Source organism: Sorangium sp. KYC3313, assembly GCF_052075895.1.
GTDB lineage: Bacteria > Myxococcota_A > Polyangia > Polyangiales > Polyangiaceae > Sorangium > Sorangium cellulosum_B.
The window spans coordinates 374,570-392,108 of record NZ_CP197255.1 but is presented as its reverse complement, the minus strand read 5'-3'; the positions used below and the strand labels follow the sequence as shown (position 1 = coordinate 392,108).

Here is a 17,539-nt window from a genome sequence, read left to right as displayed (position 1 = left end):
TTCTGCAGTGATGTTGACCCGGTGCGTTATGGGATTAGAATCGCATCCGGTCGATTCAACGTCCGGCGGTTTCTGGAGTCCATTCGATGAGATCTGTGAAACTGGTCGAGGAGCTGCTGAGCTCAGAGCGCGGCTTTCCGGACCGATGGTACGTCACCAACGGGGAGCGCTCGGTCGGGCCGGTCAGGCTCGACCAGCTCGCGCGCGGCATCGAGAGCGGAGTGGTCCCCCTCGATAGCTTCGTCCGCAATGAGGCATGGACCGTGTGGTGCCCGCTGTCCGACATTGCAACGGTCACGGTCGCCGCCACGGCGGCGCCTGCGGAGCAGCCGGCGGCGCGCTCGACAGCGGATGACGACGACGACACGCTCCCGCTGTCGTCCCAGCAGACGCCCCAGCCGATGACGCCGCGCCCCGGCTCGGCGGCGCGCTCGGCCGCGCGCTCTGGAGCGGCCCACCGCTGAGCGATGGCTGCGCGCGCGGACCGCGCCCGGCGCGAGCTCCGCGCGCGGGTGGGCGAGCGCGGCGGGAAAACGGGAAGTGGAGGGCCGTTCTCATGCTGGCGGTTTCGGGCGAACACTGCGAACACTGCGAACACTGCGAACACTAACCGATTCGCAGCGCCCACGCGATCCACGGATCGCGCGGTTCTCTGGACCGGAGCGGCTCACGCGGGCGCAGGGCTGCTATGCTCCGCCGCCGTGTTCCCCACGAAGAGACCGCGTCGGCTCCGTCGCTCGCCCGCCCTCCGCGCCCTGGTGCGCGAGACAACCCTCCATCCGGGAGATTTCATCCTCCCCCTCTTCTTCAACGAGGCGCTCGACGCGCCTCGGCCGGTCGGGACGATGCCGGGGGTCTCGCAGCTGCCCGTGAGCGCCGCGGCAGCGCAGGCGCGGCTCTGCAAGGAGCTCGGCATCGGCGGGACGATCCTGTTCGGGCTCCCGCGCACCAAGGATGCGTCGGGCACGAGCGCTTACGACCCGGACGGGCCTGTGCCGCGCGCCGTGAAGGCGATGAAGGAGGCCGTGCCGGAGCTGCTCGTGATCACCGACGTGTGCGTGGACGAGTACACCGATCACGGCCACTGCGGCCTGCTGCGGCAGGACGCGTCCGGGGCGGTGGACGTCGACAACGACGCGACGCTGGAGGTGCTCGCGCGGGCGGCCGTGGTCCACGCCAGGGCGGGGGCCGACGTGGTCGCGCCGAGCGACATGATGGACGGCCGGGTCGCCGCGATCCGGCGCGCCCTCGACGCCGAGTCGCTGACGGGGACGGCGATCCTCTCCTACGCCGTGAAGTATGCGTCCGGCTTTTACGGGCCGTTCCGCGAGGCGGCCGACTGCGCGCCCAAGTTCGGCGACCGGGCGGGTTACCAGATGGACCCCGGGAACGCCCGCGAAGGCCTGCGCGAGGCGGCGCTCGACGAGGAAGAGGGGGCCGACATGCTCATGGTCAAGCCCGCGCTCGCGTACCTCGACGTCATCGCGCGCGTGCGCGAGGTGACGACGCTGCCGCTCGGCGCATACAACGTCAGCGGCGAGTACGCGATGATCAAGGCGGCCGCGGAGCGCGGAATGATCGACGAGAAGCGCGCCGTGCTCGAGCTGCTGACGTCGATCCGGCGCGCCGGGGCGGACTTCATCCTCACCTACCACGCGCTCGACGCCGCGCGCTGGCTCGGCTGAGCGATGCGGAGCCAGGGCGCAGGCGGGAGCGCCGCGCAGCGCTTGAGGTGGGCCGCCGCTTGGGCGGTGTGCGCGTCGGCGGTGTGCGCGGCGGGGTGCTCGCCGAACAGGTGCGACCGGTCCGAGGAAGCGAACCCGCCGATCGAGTTCGTCGAGGCCACACCGGAGGGGGGCATCTACGAGACCTCGGCGCCGGACGGCGGGCTCCTCTACTTCCCGGGCGGCATGCGGTACGCGCTCAAGCATCACCTCGGCGCGCGCCCTCGATGGTGGCAGGTGTACCTGTCGTTCGAGCGCGACGGCACGAAGAGCGGCGGGACGCTGGCGCAGGCGGCTGGCAACCAGGCCGAGGTGCCCTGCGTGGACGACCAGCACCTGATCGTCGTCAACGGCAGCTGCTCCGAGTACTGGCTGCGGGTGGTCGCCGGGGGCGCGATCGGCGGCGATGACGGCGCGACCGGAGCCGCAGGAGGCGGGGCCGACGGTGATGGGATGGGAACCGCCGGGGGCACCGTCGTCGGCAGGTGCTACGGCGCCGACGCCGATCCCGGCGGCGGGAGCGCGGCGCCCTAGGGCCCGCGCTCCTAGGCGTGCGCCGCTGCCTGCCGGGCGAACTGCAGCCGGTACAGCTTGCTGTAGACGCCGCCCGCGGCGAGCAGGTCCTCGTGCGTGCCCTGCTCGACGACGCAGCCCTTGTGGAAGACGACGACGCGATCGACGGCGCGGATCGTCGAGAGGCGGTGCGCGATGATCAACGCGGTGCGCCCCTCCATGGCTCCCTCGAGGGCGCGCTGGAGGCGCGCCTCGGTGTCGCTGTCGACGTTGGCCGTGGCCTCGTCCAGGATGAGGAGCGGCGGGTCGCGGTAGAGGGCCCGGGCGAACGCGATCAGCTGGCGCTCGCCAGCGCTGAAATTGCTGCCGCGCTCGAGCACGGGGGCGTCGAGCCCGCCCTCGCGCCGCTCGAATAGGTCGAGGGCATCGATGCGGTTCAGCGCGTTCACCACCTTGGCCCGATCGGGGATCGCGTCGCCGGCCGCGATGTTGGTGAGCACCGTGCCCGGGAACAGGAACACGTCCTGAGGGACGACGGCGAACTGGCGGCGCAGCTCGTCGCGAGGGTACGCGCTGACGTCGCGGCCGAAGACCCGCACGACGCCCTCATCGACGTCGTAGAGGCGGAGCAGCAGCGACGCCACGGTGCTCTTGCCGGCGCCGGTCGCGCCGACCAGCGCGACCTTCTCGCCGCGCCTCGCCGCGATCGACACGTGCCGCAGCACGGGCGTGCCGGGCTTGTAGCCGAAGCCGACGTTGTCGAGCTCGAACGCGACGCCCTCGTCCGCTGCCCTCGCCGCGTCGCCGCCGCTCGTCGCCGCCGCCGTCGCGTCCTCGTCCTTGTTGTCGAGCAGCTCGAAGACGCGCTCCGCGCCGGCCATCGCGGACTGCAGCAGCGTGTACCGAGCCGAGAGATCGCGGATCGGGACGAAGAACATGTCGATGTAAGCGACGAAGGCGAACAAGGTCCCGAACGAGATCTGGTCCTTCAGGCTGTTCACGCCGGCGTACCAGAGCACCGCGGCGATGCAGACGCTCGAGACCATCTCGATGGCGGCGTCGAGCGTCGCGTCGAGCACGATCGAGCGGTTGTTCGCGTTGCGGTACGCCGCGTTGATCTCGTCGAACTCCTCGGCCGAGCGCTCCTCCCTGGCGTAGGCCTGCACGACGGCCATCCCGGACACCTGCTCGTTGAGGTACGCGTTCATCCTGGCCGTCTTCGCCCGCACCTCCCGGAACGCGTCGCGCATCCGCCGCCGCGTCCAGTTGACGCCGAGGGCGACAGGGGGGACCGCCGCGAAGGCGAGCAACGACATGCGCCAGTCGAGCGACACCATCACCGCGACGATGACGACGAGCCGGAGGAGATCGCCGAACGCGTTGAGCGCGCCGGACGCGAACATCTCGCCGATCGCGTCCACGTCGTTCGTCACGCGCGTGACGAGCCGGCCGACCGGCGTGCGATCGAAGAACCCGAGGCGGCGGGTGTGCAGGAAGCCGAAGACGCGCACGCGCAGGTCGGCCATCGCGCGCGCGCCGGCGAGCTGCATCAGGTAGAGCTGCGGGAAGGCGAGCGACTGCTCCAGGAGCATGACGCCCGTGAGCAACAGGCCGCTGCGCGTGAGGTGATCGAGCCCGCCGGGCGTGTCGAAGGCGTCGAGCGCGTCGCGCATGATGAGCGGGCGCAGCAGCGCCAGCAGCGCCGTGACGACGAGCAGCGCCAGCGACAGCGCGAGGTGCGTGCCCTGCGGGCGCACGAACGGCCACAGCCTCAGCAGCATGCGCGCGTCGTACGCCTCGCCGAGCTGTGACTCCTCGTGGAACCGGCTCAGCACGTCCTCCGTGCGGCTCGCCTTCGTCGCCCTGCGGCCGTTGGCCGTCGCCGCCTGCGCCGGCCGCCGCGGGCCCGCGCCCGCGTCGCCTGAGGCCGAGGCGCCGCCCGATTTCGACCGCATCGTCGCGCTGTCTCCGTGCGCCGGCTGTGTCACGAGAGCCCCACCGGTTGCGAGGACGGCGACGCATCGAAGGTCGCGAGATCCTCTTCGAGCTGCTGCTCCTCGGCGAACGACGCGTAGATCCCGCCCGCGCGGACGAGCTCGTCGTGCGTGCCGCGCTCGACGACCCGACCCTGCTCCAGCACGACGATCGCGTCACACCGCCGCGCGGCCGCGACCCTGTGGGTGATCAGGATGACGGTCCTTCGCGCGGCCTGCCGCTCGATCGCCGCGAGGATGGCCTGCTCGGTCTTCGCGTCGACGGCGGAGAGCGGATCGTCGAGGACGAGGACGCTCGGCTCGCGCACGAGCGCGCGCGCGAGCGCGACGCGCTGGCGCTGTCCGCCGGACAGCTGCACGCCGCGCTCCCCGACCACGGTATCGAAGCCGTCAGGGAGCGAGAGCACCTCGTTCAGCACCTCGGCCTCGGCGGCGGCCGCGCGGATCGTCTCGAAGGCGGCGGGCGAGTCCGGATCGTCGAGGGAGTAGCCGATGTTGCGGGCCACGGTCGTCGAGAAGAGGAACGCGTCCTGCTGCGCGTAGCCGATGCTCGCGCGCACGGTGTCGAGCGGCAGGTCGCAGATGTCGACGCCGTCCAGGAGCACGGCGCCGCGGGGCGTGGGCATGAGCCTGGCGAGCAGCGTGGCGATGGTGCTCTTGCCCGAGCCGGTGCGCCCGACGATGGCGAGCGAGCTGCCCGCTTCGACCTCGAAGCTCACGCCGTCGACCACCCTCCTCGCGCCGTGGGAGAACGTCAGCTCCTTGACGGAGATGGCGCCGCGGACGACCTCGGGGGAGGGCATCGGGCCGCTCACGACCTCGGGGATGGCCTCGAAGATCGCCTTGAGTCGGGCGTAGCCGGCGCGACCGCGCTGGACGATGGCGGCGACGAAGCCGAGGGCGAGCATCGGCCAGGTGAGCCGCAAGAGCGCCAGCCAGAACGAGACGAAGTCTCCCCGGGTCATCTGCTGCTCCAGCACGAGCCGCCCGCCGTACCAGAAGACGATGAGCACGCCGACCGAGCTGATGGCCCCCATGAGCGGCGCCATGGAGCCGCGCAGCTTGGCGAGCGCGAGGCTCTTCTCGAGGTAGCCCTGGTTCGTGCTCGTGAACGCGGCCATCTCGGACGCCTCGAGCGCGAACGAGCGGACGACCCTGACCCCGGCGAGGCTCGCGAGGACGCGGTCGCTCATGGCGCCGATCGCCTCCTGGTTGTCGCGCGTGCGGACGAAGAGCTTCGTCGAGAACGACCGGGTGACGAGCATCAGCGCGGGCATCGTCACGAGCGCCGCGAGCGTGAGCCGCTTCGAGATGTGGAGCATCACGTACAGGGCGCTCGTGAACGCGAAGATCGAGCCCACGACGTTCAGCAGGCCGAAGCCGAGGAGGAGGCGGACCTGCGTCAGATCGTTCGTCGCCCGGCTCATGATGTCGCCGGTCGGCATCTTGCGGAAGAACGCCGGCCCGAGCTTGTGCAGGCGCGCGAGCAGGATCGCCCGGAGCTCGTACTCGACGTTGCGGCCCGCCGTGAAGATGGTGACCCGCGAGAACACGCGCATGATCGCGGCGCCCACGCTGACCGCGAGCATGAGGAGCGCCGCATGCGCGGCCTCGCTCGACTGCGCCTTCACGGCGGCGTCGACGGCGTCCTTGACCAGGAAATCTCGCCTGGCCATGAGGAACTGCTGCGCAGCGAGCAGCGCCGCGCCCGTCAGGTAGAGCGGAAGCTTGTGGCGGAACTGCGCGCCGAGGCCGACGGGGTAGGTAGAGGGATCGCGCTTGACCATTGCGTGGGGGGCCGCGCGGCGACGCTCAGCGCGCCTTGCGCGGCGTCGGCGCGAGCGGCTTGCGGTGCGACGTCGAGAGCGCGGGCCGATCTCTTCCATCGACCACGAGCTCGAGATCGTCGAGCTCGAGCCTCGTCGAGAGCAGGCCGAGCAGGACGCGCGCGCCTCCGCGCCCATCGAGCTCGCTCACCACGCCGATCTTGTCGCCGAAGGGGCCTCGTCGCACGCGGACGCGGCTGCCCTTCTCCAGCACGCCGCCCTTCGCGGGATCCGGCGCGACCTTCGGGGCAGCTTCGGGCTCGCCGGACGGACCACGCTGCGCTCGCGGCGCGTGATCGGCCGAGGACTTCTGCGGAGCCTCGGCCTTCGCTTGCTGCTCCGCTTCGCCGTGCGGCGCTCGCCGGGCCGGGGCGCTGCCCTCTCCGACCCGCTTCAGCGAGGGCCGCGGCTCTCCGCCGCGGCCAGCGCCGGCGCCGGCGTTGCTCGGCGACTTGAACAGCGTCGCCAGGGTCGGTCGGCGGGCGGGCAGGGCGGCCTCGACGCGCTCATCGCCGCGCGCTCGCGCCTGCTCCATCGAGCGCTCTCGCGCTCGGGCCTGCTCGGAGCGCCATCGCTCGTTCTCGGCCTCGATCTCGGCGTGGGCGCGCGCCCGCTCCTGCTCGATGCCCTCGAGCTTGTGGTCGAGCGCGATGCGGTCGTTCTCGCGTGACCACGCGACGAGCCGGTAGATCGGCGCGAGCGCGACGAGCGCGTCCTCGAGCTGCTCATCCAGGATGTCGGCGTGCTCGACCGCCGTCTCGCGCGGGACCGCCCAGCCGATCCAGAGCGGCACCTGGCCGTCGGCGGCGCGGCGGAGCATCTCGGCGATCGCGTCCGAGGTGGCCGCGCTGCAGGCCACGCGATCGCCGCCGGCGGCGCCGAACGAGAACTGCTCCGGGAGCGCGTGGAGCGCGCTCGTGAGCTCGGCGGAGATCGGCGAGGCCGGCGCGCCCGTCGCCTCCTCCGTCGCCGAGAGGCGAGCCCGGAGGTTGTCGACGTCCACCTTCGCGTCCGGGTGGACCGCGAAGCACACCTGCACCTCGCTCTCCGAGATGCGAAGCGCGAGGAAGGCGTGCCGCGTGAAGGGGCTCGGATCGTCGATCGCGTCGGAGATCGAGCGGCCTCGGTCGAGGAGGCGATCGAGCTCGTCGCGCGCAGCCTGGTCGCGCCAGAAGAAGACCCACTGGCAGTCGGCCCGGTGCTTGTTGCGGATCGAGGGGTGCTCGTCCGAGCCATGGACATCGACCGAGATGCCGAGCTCGGCCAGCCGGGCGACGACGCCGCGCGCCCAGGCGAGCGCGCGCTGCTTCACCTCGAGGCGGGGGCGCGAGTAGGCCTTCGAGGTCGCTTTTTCGGCGGCGTACGCGTCGAAGTCACGAGCGGTGAGGTGCAGGGAGGGATGGCTCATTGCTTCGACTGGTTGCGATGCGCGGCGTGGGCGGATGCGGCTCGTGGGCCGTCACGGGAGGAGCTGTGCTCCTCGTGAAAGTCGCGCGGATGGTATCTTGAGGAGCTTCGAAATCAAAGCTCCGCGCCGCGCGATCGATCCTGGCGTTGCGTGGAGGCGGCACGCTTGACCGCCCTGACAAGCATGTCACCGTAGGCACTCCCGTGCCCCATCAAGAGGGCGATCCCACCGATATCACGTAGAACCCCGCGTAAATCGCGCTTCTCCAGCGCAGCGGGGCAGCTCCCGGGCGCTCCAGTCACCCGAGTCATCCGAGCCCGTGAGCCTGCGAGGCCCGTCGGCCTGACGAAAGAGGAATCATGGAACAGCATCGAGACGAGCACATTGTCTGCGCGAGCTGCGGCACGTCGTTCCTATTCTCGGCTGCGGAAGCTGCCGTCTACGCCGAACGGAAGCTCGCTGCTCCGCCCAAGCGGTGCCGGACTTGCCGCCGTGCGCGCAAGGACAATCGAGGGGAGAGCGAGAGCGGATCGCCGGCTCGCGTTGCGGAGCGCCAGCGGCCTGGCCCGCCTCGGGGCGCCGGGGGTCATCGCGGCCTGGCGCGCGGCGACGGCCAGCCTCGGAAGCCTCGCTACACGGGTGACGTGAACGAGTACCGCAGCCCGATGCAGGACGCGTACTCGGGGCTGGCCCCCGCATGGGCGGTGCAGAGCCACTACCCGAACCGCCTGCGCGGCGGCGCGCCCTTCCGAGATGACGGCAACTACCGCGCCCCCTCGTTCACCGGTGAGCGCCGCGCTGCCGCGCCGAGCCGCGGTCCGGCGCAGCAGCCTCGCGCGCCGCGCACTCGTCCGACGTTCTCGATCACCTGCAAGTCGTGCGGCTCCGAGGGCGAGGTTCCGTTCAAGCCGGTCGAGGGCCGCGACGTGTTCTGTCAGGCGTGCTACCGCGCGCGCAAGCCTTCCTGAGAGACGCCTCCAGCGGCGCGCAGCCATCGCGCTGCGGCGCACCCCCGAGCGCCGGTCGCTGCTCGTGCGACCGGCGCGGCCGGCGCGGCCGCGAAGCGGACGCCGGGGTGCGGAGCGGGGCGGAGCCCCGAGGAAACAAAGCCAAGACCGCCCGCGCGAAGCCGCCGCGAGGCGGCGCCGAAGCCCGGCGATCTCTGGCCGGGCTTCGGGCGGTTGGAGCTAGAGGCTGATCTCGCAGGCGAGCTCGGAGGTGAAGCCGAGCTCGCCGAGCGTGATCGTGACCTTCACGCCGCCGCCGGACGCGCGGCGCGCTGTCTCCTCGACCATCCCCACGACCCACAGCCGGAGCGGCAGTGAAGCAGGGTCGAAGTCGCCGATGTGGAGCGTGACCCGCCCGGTCGGGCCCGTCGCCACGCGCCACGAGCCGAACGTGAAGAGCCGCGACCAGATGGAGGTCCCGCGGCGCATGAGCGACGCGATGTCGGTCAGCGGGCGGGCGAACAGCGTGCGCACGAGGCTGTGCAGCTCGCCGCCCACGCCGAGCCTGCCGATGTCGCGCCAGCGCTCGAGATCGCGCAGGACCAGCGATGTCGCGAGCTCCATGTAGGCGTCGAGCGCCTCGAGATCGTACCCGACGAGCGCGTTGATCGAGTCGTGCTTGAAGTCGTCGGCGTAGCGGAGCGGCATCTGCGAGACGACCTCGTCGCGCGCGCTCCTCCCGTACTCGTCCACGATGGTGCGATCGACGCTCCGCAGGACGGGGCCGCGCACCTGGTACTGCCCGGCGAAGCGCGCCGGCAGCGGCCGGACCGGGGTGACGTTGGGCCGCCGCGTGTCGCGTGTCCGGTTCATCAGGGCGCCGAAGTCCGCGCTGCGGACGGTCGGCTCGGCCCGGTGCCCGAGGTCGGCGCTGCGCACCGTGGGCAGCGACTCGCCGCGCTGCGAGAGCATCGTGGGCTCCGAGCCGCGGCTTCGCAGCGCGTTCGAGAGCGTCATGCCGGGCGCGGGCTTCGCTGGCTCCGAGGACGACGGCCGCATCCCGGGCGGCGCCTCGGTGACGCGCCCCCCCGGCACGATCGACGGCGAGATGCGCATCGGCGGCGGGGGGTTCACGTCGAACCCCGGGCGCGATCGATCGCGCGAGGACGAGTGGCGATCGCGCTCGTTCTCCGGGGCGTTCCCCAGGCTCAGGGCCATCCGCCGCTGCACGTTGATCAGCCTGCCGAGCGCCGTCGTCCGCCGGGGCGGCTCAGGCGCGACGCGCTCGAGCTCGCGGACGACGTCGCCGGCCGTCTGGAACCGCTTCGCGGGATCCTTTTGCAAGAGCCGCTGCACGATCGCCTCGAGCCGCGGGTCGACCGTCACGCCCGCCGAGGCGAGCGTGGGCACCTCGGCGTGCACGACGCGGAACGCGGTCGCCACGGCGGTCGGCGCGCGGAACGGCCGCGTGCCGGTGAGGACCTCGTAGAGCAGCACGCCCACCGAGAAGAGATCGCTCCGGCCGTCGAGCGGCGACTCCCCCGTGGCCTGCTCGGGCGACAGATAGTCAGGCGTCCCGAACACGACGCCCGTGCGCGTCCGCGGCGACGGGCCATCGGAGTCGAGCACCTTGGCGATGCCGAAGTCGAGCAGGCGGACGACGGCCGAGCCGCGGCTCGGATCGAAGGCGATGAAGATGTTCTCGGGCTTGAGATCGCGGTGGATGATCCCCGCGCGGTGCGCGGCGTCGAGCGCCTCGAGCACCGGGATCGCGACGCCGACGGCGGCCTCCATGTCGAGGCGACCGAAGCGCGCGAGCGCCATGCCGAGCGACTCGCCGTCGAGGTGCTCCATCACGATGTACGGACCGAGCTCGCCGACGCCGGCGTCGATCACGTCGACGATGTTCGGGTGGCGGATCCGGTTGACCGCCTGCGCTTCCTGGAAGAAGCGGTGGGAGAGCTCCGAGTTGTCCGCCAGCTCTGGGTGGAGGAATTTGATCGCAACGGCGCGACCTGCGAGCACGTGCTCCGCCCGGAACACGTCGCCCATGCCGCCCCCGCCGATGCGCTCCGCGAGGCGGTACTTGTTGTCGACGAGGAGGCCGGGGGTCGGGGGTCGAAACGCCATCTGCTGCCGCTGGCGGGCGAGGGACCAACGTCATGGTCCCCGAGAACACGCGCCCCTGTAAAGGGTTGGGAGGCACGGCCCTCCCGAAAGACCGATCCTATTCCTTCAGTGCACGCCGCGGCTAGCTTACCTGCGTCAGGTGTGGGGCGGATCGCAGCGCGAAGTGACTTGCGCGCGGCAAGATCACGGCTCGGGTGCATTCTTCCGCAGTTCGGCGATCTGCTGGGCGATCTCGGCGAACCCGCGGCCCATGGGGAGGGACGCCACGAACTGCGGCGGCACGGACAGCTTGCCGAGGTGGGCGCGAACGTTGGCCACCCCGAAGGTCAGCACAAATGCGGCGAAGGCGACGCCGTCGTTGCCGCTGTCGCCGACGAACGCGTAGCGGTGCCGCGCCCGGGTGGGATCCTCGCCGAACCGAGCGGAGAGCAGGCGCATAATCCCCGTGGCCTTGTCGGACGGCTCGCGCGTGAGGTGGAGGTGGACGCTCGACAGCAGCGTCCTCACCCCCCGCTCGCGCAGCTCGGCGCGCATCTTCTGCACGTCCTCCGGCGGGACATGCCGGTGCTCCCCGATGTCGATGGTAACGTCGGTCACCCTCTGGTCGTTGTCGTCCGCGAGCGCCGCCGCCGGAAAACGACGCACCATGTCATTGGCGAGCCCGATGAGCTCGGCTCGACGGGCTCGCCGCGCCTCGCGGTCCAGGTCGTCGAGCGTGACGACGCGGCGCGCGCCGGCGCGCGGGGCGTGCCCTCCTCGATGGCCGGCGACGTCGCTTTCCTCCTCACGGACCAGCGCGACGGCTCCGTTTTCGACGATCGTCGCGTCGATCGGCCACTGCCGCTGGAGCACCTCGCCCCAGCCGGCGGGCCTGCCGGTGCAGGCGATGAGCGCGAGCCCCGTCTCGCGTAGACGGAAGAGCGCTGCGTACGCCGCCTCGGTGAGGGCGCCGTGATCCAGCACGGTGTCGTCGAGATCGAAGATCACCCCGGCGAGGGCGCGCGCGGCGTCGGGAGGCAGGAGGGAGAGCGGCTTCATCGGGCGATCGTCAGAGCGCGTCGATGCGCGCGATGAGGCTCTTCAGGTAGAGCCCCTCGGGGAAGGCGGCGGGGACGGGGTGATCCCCTCCCTGGAAGTGCCGGTCGAACACCGCGGCCTGCATGCGCGCGTCGCGCGCGCCGAGCGCGAGCACCCGGGTCAGATCGTCGAGGCTCACGGCGCTGGAGCAGGAGCAGAGCACGAGGACGCCGCCCGGGCGCGTGGCCCGGCACGCCCCGGCCGCGAGGCGCCGGTACGCCATGAGCGCGGCGTCCTTGGAGGCGCGCGTGCCTGCGAGCTTCGGAGGGTCGCAGATGACGAGATCGTAGCCCGCCTGCCTCGACGCGTTCTGCAGCGCCTTGCGGGCGTCGTCGCGCGTGAACTTGATCCGGTCGAGCAGCCCGTTCTCCCGCGCGCACTCCGCCCCGACCTCGATCGCCGTCGCGCTCTCGTCGATCGCGAGGACCTCGCTCGCCCCGCCGCGGGCCGCCGCCATGGCGAACGTGCCGACGAAGCAGAAGGCATCGAGCACGCGCCGGTTGTGGGCGAGCTGCTCGACGCGGGTCCGCAGCGTCCGCTGGTCCAGGTAGAACCCGGTCTTGTGGCCGAGCGCGAGCGGGATCGCGTACCGCAGCCCCCGCTCGACGAACCGGAGCTGATCGAGCGCGGGGTCGCCGCGCACCACGCCCGCGTCGGCGGTGAACCCCTCGAGCTTCGCGAGGGATTCCGGGGTCCTGTCCACGATCGCGCGGGGCGAGAGCGCCGCCTGGAGGGCGTCGAAGATCACCCCTTCGCGGCGCTTGATCCCGATCGTCCCGAGCTGCACGACCACCACGTCGCCGAACAGATCGACGATGAGCCCCGGCAGGCCGTCCCCCTCCGCGTGGATCAGCCGGAAGGCGTCGGTCTCGTGGCCAGGCGCCCGCGCGGGCAGACCGAGCTCGCGGCGGTGCGCGATGGCGCGCTCGATCCGGTGCCGGAACAGGGCCGCGTCGATCGGCCTGTCCTCGCGCGTGTACATGCGCACCGGGATGGCCGAGCGCGGGGTGTAGAGCCCGCGCCCGAGCACGCTGCCGTAGGGGTCGGTGACGACGACCTCGTCCCCGGCCACCGCGCCGCCCTCGATGCGCGCGATCGCCTGAGCGAACACCCAGGGATGCCCCGACCACACCGGCCGGACATGACCCTGCTTCAACGTAACCGTAGGCATGATGGAACCCGATTGGTCTCGATGTTGGCAGGGCTCCCGACACGGGCGACCGCGCCGTGACCTTTGCCGTGGGAGCTAGTACCCTGCGGAACGGCGCGCGTGTGAACCTTCCGCCACAGCGTGCCGTGGCGGCCGATGCACGCCGGCGTGCTGCGTGGCCATGGTGACGACGATCCCGCAAGATGGTCGATGGCATCCCGGTTGCTAACCTCCCTGCACCGAAGAGGAGTCGCCCGATGCGCCGTTGCTTGACCCATGCCCTTGTTGCTGTGGCGATGACCGCGCCGATGAGCGCGTTCGCGCAGGAGGACAGCAACTGTCCTCCCGGCGCGTGGTTCTGCGAGGAAGTGGAGCCGCCTCGCGATCCCGCCGCAGAACCGCCGCCCGCCGCTCCTGCCGAGGCCGCGCCTGCCGAGGCGCCGCCGCCCCCGCCCCCGGCCAGGGGGGCCGCCCGCCGGGCCCCGCCGGTCGTCGTCTACGAGACCTCGCCGTCGGGCCCGCCTCCTCAGGTGATCGTCGTGACGCCTGGGGCGGCCCCTCCGCCGCGCGTGATCGTGCGCCGCGTGGCGCCCCCCGCGCCGCCTCCGCCGGTGAAGCGGCGCTGGCGGCGCCACTGGGGGATCAACCTCCGCATGGAGGGCGTCATGTTGGGGCGCGAGCACGGCGGAGCGGAGGACGCCGGCATGGGCGGCGTCGGGATCAGCCTGCGCTACCGGCCCGTCCCGGCGTTCGCGCTCGATGCAGGCGCCGACTTCCTCGCGGGCACGGACTACAACGGCGACCAGCGGACCGAGGTGCCGCTCTCGCTGACCGGGATGCTGTTCGTCAACCCGCGCAGCCGCACCCAGTTCTACTTCATGGGCGGCCTGAACATCGCGCACGCCGAGGTCGATCGCGCCTCGAGCGAGGTCGCGGCCGGCGGCACCGAGTTCGCTCCGGACACGGAGTACGACTATTTCGGCGCGCACGGCGGCATCGGCCTCGAGTTCCGGCTCTCCCCCCGCATCGCCCTGAACGTCGATGCGCTCGGCTTCGTGCGCAGCCGTACGGACGACGGGCTCGTTCCCGAGTTCACGGATCCCGACTCCGGCCGGACGACCAACACGTCGGGCGGGGGGCTCTTCCGCGGCGGGCTCAGTATTTACTGGTGAGCGGCTCGTCATAGCCTCCCGTCCACCCTGACCGCGCGGGGGTCGCGTCCGTTCTGCTCTCGACCAGCCGGTCGCGGTCCGGACCGTCTCCACGCGGTATAACGCCGCATCGTGCCCCAGGCCTCGATCATGCGCGCGCTCCGTGGCCGCGCCCCGCTGTTGCTCTCCCTCGCTGGCGGCGCGACGTTCGCCCTCACGGCGCCGCCGACGGATCTGGTCCCCGCCGTCATCGCTGGCCTCGCTCTGCTGGCGGCCGCCGTCCACGACGCCCCGACGAGCTGGCGCGCCTTCGGGCGCGGCGCGCTCTGGGGAACGGCGGCGGGCGTCGTGGGCCTGCGCTTCGTGCCGGAGGTCATCCAGCGGTTCACGCCCCTCGGCTCGGCTGCCTCGTACCTCGCGCTGGTGCTGCTCGCGGCCGCCCAATCGCTGGTCTGGGCGATCTGCGGCGGCATCACGAGCGCGCTCATCCGGCGGCTGCGAGTTCCCCTCGAGCTCGCCTTTGCGACCGGCGTCTTCGCCGCCGTGGCCATCCCGACCGTCTTCGGCTGGACTCCTGCGGGTCTCATGAGCCCCTGGCCGGCGCTCGTGCAGCTCGCCGACCTCATCGGCGAGCGGGGCGTCTCCGTGCTGTTCGCCGTCGGGGCGGCCTTGCTCGCCCGCGCTGGCCTGGCCGCCTCGGGGAGGGCGCCGGGCGGGCGGCCGCTCGAGCGCGCGCCCGCCCAGGAACCGCGGCCCACCCGCCGTCGGTTGCTCCGCGCGATCCTCTACCCGGCGCTCTCGAGCGCCGCGCTGTTCGGGCTGCTCGCGGCTCACGGCGCGGTGCGGATGGCCGCGGTGGAGCGCGCCAGCGCCGGCCTGCCAGCCGCGCGCGTCGCGCTCGTCAACCAGGCGATCGGGCCTCACGAGCGCTGGCAGACGAAGAACCACCCGCGGATCCTGCGAACCCTGCACGAGCTCACCCGGGAGGCCGAGGCCGGCGGCGCAGAGCTCACCCTCTGGCCCGAGGCGGCGTACCCGTACCCCCTCTCGCACAGCGCCCGGCAGGCGCCGCGCGGCGGTCGAGCGATCCTGGGGCCCGGCATCCGTGGCCCGATCCTCGCGGGGCTCATCACGCAGGCGCCGCCCGTGAAGGCCGCCGACGGCGTCGAGGAACGGAACAGCTACAACTCCGCGACCCTCGTGCTCCCCGATGGGAGCATGCAGCCGACGCAGGACAAGCTGCAGCTGCTCTGGTTCGGCGAGACGGTCCCGGGCGGCGCTTACCTGCCCTGGCTGCGGCGCATCTTCCAGAAGAGCGGCGGGCTCGTCCCGGGCGCGGAGCCGCGCGCCCTCACGTTGCCCCGGGAGCACGGGCCCGCGCTCCGGATCGGGGTGCTCAACTGTTACGAGGACACGCTCACCGGGGTGGGGCGGCGGATCACCGGGGCGCTCGCCCCGAACCTCCTCGTCAACATCACGAACGACGCCTGGTTCACCGGGAGCGCCGAGCCCGAGCTGCACGCGAGGCTCGCGGTCATGCGCGCCATCGAGCTGCGTCGCGATCTCGTGCGGGCGGTGAACCTCGGCGTCGTGTCATGGATCGACGCCCGAGGCGTGGTGCGCAGCCGCGATGAGAGCGCTGCGCCGGGGGTGACCTTCGCGACCCCCTCGGTCAGGGACACGCCGCTGACGCTCTACACCCGCCTGGGCGACGTCCCGATGGCGTTGCTGCTCGCCTTCGCGAGCGTCGCTTGCGCGCTCCGGGCGCGACGCTCCACAGCGAAGGCCCCGCGACAAGCCCCGGGCGTCAGCTCGGGGGCGCGAGCGCCTGCGGGGCCCCCGGAGCTCGCGCCGCCCGATGCGGCGACGCAAGCTGCGGCCACGGAGGCGCCGCTCAGCCGTCCTTGAGCGCCTTAACGGGCGCCGCGCGGAGCTTGCGGCTCGCCGGCTTGCCCTTGATGGTCATCGGCTGCTTCGTGAACGGATTGATGCCTTCCCGGTCCTGCGTGGCCGGGATCTCCTTCGCCTTGATCTTCACGAGGCCCGGAACCGTAACCTCGCCCGGCCCCTCCGGACCGAGCTCCTTCTTCACCAGCTCGCCGAGCGCATCGAGCACGCTGGCCACGGACTTCTTGTCGAGGTGGGTGGCCTCAGCAAGACCGACGATCATCTGGGCCTTGGTCAGCTTGTTCGAACCGGGCATGTTTCCTCCAAGTCGAAAGGGGGCGTCCGTTTAACAAGCGAGGTTTCGCCTCGCAAGCGATAAGTCATCACCCCCCCGTCTTCTTTGGCCTCGCGTTTGGCCTCGCGGTGCCGCGATGCGGTCCAATTCCAGTAATACTGTTGTTTCGCGACGCCGCCGCGACCTCGAGCTCCCGGGTCAAATCCGTCATTTCTCGTTCTTCTGCGTCGGTCTTGTGGTCGTAGCCGAGCAGGTGGAGCAGGCCGTGCCCGAGCAGCATCGTGATCTCGTCGAGCAGCGGGCGATCGCGCTCGGCGGCCTGCCGCGCGGCCGTGTCGATCGAGACGATCACGTCGCCGAGGAGACCGCGCCATGCCGACGGATCCACGGGACCTCGCCGGCCGCGCCTGCGCGAGTTGGCCCCGTTCTGGTCGAGCATCGGGAAGGCGAGCACGTCGGTCGGCTTGTCCTTGCGCCGGTAGCTGCGGTTGAGCTCGTGGATGGCTCCATCGTTCACCAGGGCGACGGAGAGCTCCACGCCCTGCAACGCGAGGTGGGAGAGCATCTTGCTCGCCCGCCGGCGCACGACCGCCGTCGACACCCCCTTGAAGGGCCCTCCCTGCGTCGTGACGGACACGACCGCGGGGGCCGCCGGGCGGCTCCCGCGGCGCTTCGTCCCCGTGCTCTCCTTGCGCTTCTCGGCCACGGGATCGCTATACCAGCTCGGGGATCTTCTTCGCATCTGCCAAGAACTGCGCGAGCCCGACGTCGGTGAGCGGGTGCCTGATCAGCTGCTTGATGACCTTGAGCGGCATCGTCACGGCGTGCGAGCCGATCATGGCGGCCTGCACGAAGTGGACGGGGTGCCGTACGCTCGCGGTGAGCACCTGCGTCGAGAACCCGTAGTTCCTGAAGATGGTCACGACCTGCAGGACGAGATCCATCCCGTCCCCCGCGGCGTCGTCGACGCGCCCGACGAACGGCGACACGTACGTGGCCCCCGCCTTGGCCGCGAGCAGCGCCTGGGCGGCCGAGAAGCAGAGGGTCACGTTCGTCTTGATGCCCTCGGAAGCGAAGATCCGGGCGGCCTTGAGCCCCTCGTCGATGAGCGGCACCTTGACCACCACGTTCCGGTGGATCTTCGCGAGCTCGCGACCCTCGCGGAGGATCGCGTCCTTCTCCACCGCCACCACCTCGGCCGAGATGGGGCCGTCGACCACCTCGCAGATCTCGGCGATCGCCCGCTTCGTCGGCTTGCCGGCCTTGGCGAGGAGCGACGGGTTGGTCGTGACGCCGTCGATGGCCCCCATCGACTGCGCTTCCCTGATCTCCGCGATATCCCCTGAATCGATGAACACCTTCATGATGCTGCCTCCCGGAACCGATGGATCGGCCCTCAGGCGGTGTTCATGCGGGGGTCAGATGCGGAGGAGCAAG

15 protein-coding genes and 1 pseudogene are annotated in these 17,539 nt (G+C 71.6%); 7 read left to right on the top strand and 9 right to left on the bottom strand.

What is annotated here, in order from left to right; all coding sequences use genetic code 11:
• The first annotated feature begins 86 nt into the window (after positions 1-86).
• The 3 genes from ACSRUE_RS01610 to ACSRUE_RS01600 all read left to right on the top strand — a co-directional run bounded on the left by ACSRUE_RS01610 (position 87) and on the right by ACSRUE_RS01600 (position 2,258).
• Positions 87-464 carry a DUF4339 domain-containing protein gene (locus tag ACSRUE_RS01610; RefSeq protein ID WP_437762314.1) on the top strand — a complete coding sequence of 126 codons (378 nt, stop codon included), beginning with the start codon at positions 87-89 and terminating at the stop codon, positions 462-464.
• A 219-nt stretch (positions 465-683) separates the two neighbouring features.
• Positions 684-1,685 carry a porphobilinogen synthase gene (gene hemB / locus ACSRUE_RS01605; protein ID WP_012232650.1) on the top strand — a complete coding sequence of 334 codons (1,002 nt, stop codon included), beginning with the start codon at positions 684-686 and terminating at the stop codon, positions 1,683-1,685.
• 66 nt (positions 1,686-1,751) lie between these two features.
• Positions 1,752-2,258, top strand: a complete 507-nt coding sequence (locus ACSRUE_RS01600; protein ID WP_441289481.1) for a hypothetical protein — start codon at positions 1,752-1,754, stop codon at positions 2,256-2,258.
• Positions 2,259-2,269: 11 nt separating this feature from the next.
• Here the strand turns inward: ACSRUE_RS01600 and ACSRUE_RS01595 are convergent, their stop codons facing one another.
• From ACSRUE_RS01595 to nusG, 3 genes are read right to left on the bottom strand one after another with little or no spacing between them, the layout of a single operon-like run.
• Positions 2,270-4,192 carry an ABC transporter ATP-binding protein gene (locus ACSRUE_RS01595; protein WP_441289480.1) on the bottom strand — a complete coding sequence of 641 codons (1,923 nt, stop codon included), beginning with the start codon at positions 4,190-4,192 and terminating at the stop codon, positions 2,270-2,272.
• Between the two features lie 29 nt (positions 4,193-4,221).
• The gene (locus ACSRUE_RS01590; protein WP_441289479.1) at positions 4,222-6,018 is read right to left on the bottom strand and encodes an ABC transporter ATP-binding protein; all 1,797 of its coding nucleotides are present in this window, start codon (positions 6,016-6,018) and stop codon (positions 4,222-4,224) included.
• A gap of 25 nt (positions 6,019-6,043) precedes the next feature.
• Positions 6,044-7,465: a transcription termination/antitermination protein NusG gene (gene nusG / locus ACSRUE_RS01585; protein WP_441289478.1), complete on the bottom strand. Its 1,422-nt coding sequence runs from the start codon at positions 7,463-7,465 to the stop codon at positions 6,044-6,046.
• Positions 7,466-7,824: 359 nt separating this feature from the next.
• On the opposite strand from nusG, the pseudogene ACSRUE_RS01580 reads away from it, so the two are divergent.
• Both ACSRUE_RS01580 and ACSRUE_RS01575 read left to right on the top strand, forming a co-directional pair.
• Positions 7,825-7,917, top strand: a pseudogene (locus ACSRUE_RS01580) (zinc-ribbon domain containing protein); the annotation flags it as partial.
• 192 nt (positions 7,918-8,109) lie between these two features.
• Entirely contained in the window at positions 8,110-8,433 is a 324-nt protein-coding gene (locus ACSRUE_RS01575; protein WP_437769917.1) for a CxxC-x17-CxxC domain-containing protein, read from the top strand.
• Positions 8,434-8,652: 219 nt separating this feature from the next.
• On the opposite strand, the gene ACSRUE_RS01570 is transcribed toward ACSRUE_RS01575, so the two are convergent.
• The 3 genes from ACSRUE_RS01570 to ACSRUE_RS01560 form a co-directional block, all read right to left on the bottom strand.
• Positions 8,653-10,542, bottom strand: coding sequence for a serine/threonine-protein kinase (locus ACSRUE_RS01570; protein WP_441289477.1), 1,890 nt, complete (start codon positions 10,540-10,542; stop codon positions 8,653-8,655).
• A 183-nt stretch (positions 10,543-10,725) separates the two neighbouring features.
• Complete coding sequence (locus ACSRUE_RS01565) at positions 10,726-11,580, bottom strand: HAD family hydrolase (protein WP_441289476.1); 855 nt, start codon at positions 11,578-11,580, stop codon at positions 10,726-10,728.
• 10 nt (positions 11,581-11,590) lie between these two features.
• Positions 11,591-12,790, bottom strand: a complete 1,200-nt coding sequence (locus ACSRUE_RS01560) for a class I SAM-dependent rRNA methyltransferase (protein WP_437762307.1) — start codon at positions 12,788-12,790, stop codon at positions 11,591-11,593.
• A 287-nt stretch (positions 12,791-13,077) separates the two neighbouring features.
• Here ACSRUE_RS01560 and ACSRUE_RS01555 point away from each other — a divergent pair, with 287 nt between their 5' ends.
• Together ACSRUE_RS01555 and lnt are read left to right on the top strand one after the other, a co-directional pair.
• Positions 13,078-13,941: an outer membrane beta-barrel protein gene (locus ACSRUE_RS01555; RefSeq protein WP_441289475.1), complete on the top strand. Its 864-nt coding sequence runs from the start codon at positions 13,078-13,080 to the stop codon at positions 13,939-13,941.
• A gap of 129 nt (positions 13,942-14,070) precedes the next feature.
• Entirely contained in the window at positions 14,071-15,828 is a 1,758-nt protein-coding gene (gene lnt, locus ACSRUE_RS01550; protein WP_441289474.1) for an apolipoprotein N-acyltransferase, read from the top strand.
• On the opposite strand, the gene ACSRUE_RS01545 is transcribed toward lnt, so the two are convergent.
• From ACSRUE_RS01545 to fsa, 3 genes are all read right to left on the bottom strand, one after another.
• Entirely contained in the window at positions 15,815-16,123 is a 309-nt protein-coding gene (locus tag ACSRUE_RS01545; RefSeq protein ID WP_012232661.1) for an HU family DNA-binding protein, read from the bottom strand. The two genes, lnt and ACSRUE_RS01545, sit on opposite strands and share 14 nt — an antisense overlap.
• A gap of 67 nt (positions 16,124-16,190) precedes the next feature.
• Positions 16,191-16,844: an rRNA maturation RNase YbeY gene (ybeY, locus tag ACSRUE_RS01540; protein ID WP_441289473.1), complete on the bottom strand. Its 654-nt coding sequence runs from the start codon at positions 16,842-16,844 to the stop codon at positions 16,191-16,193.
• Positions 16,816-17,466 (bottom strand): fructose-6-phosphate aldolase, encoded by a 651-nt coding sequence (gene fsa, locus ACSRUE_RS01535; protein WP_437762303.1) that lies wholly within the window; start codon positions 17,464-17,466, stop codon positions 16,816-16,818. The genes ybeY and fsa overlap by 29 nt, the downstream gene beginning before the upstream one ends.
• Between the last annotated feature and the right edge of the window lie 73 nt (positions 17,467-17,539).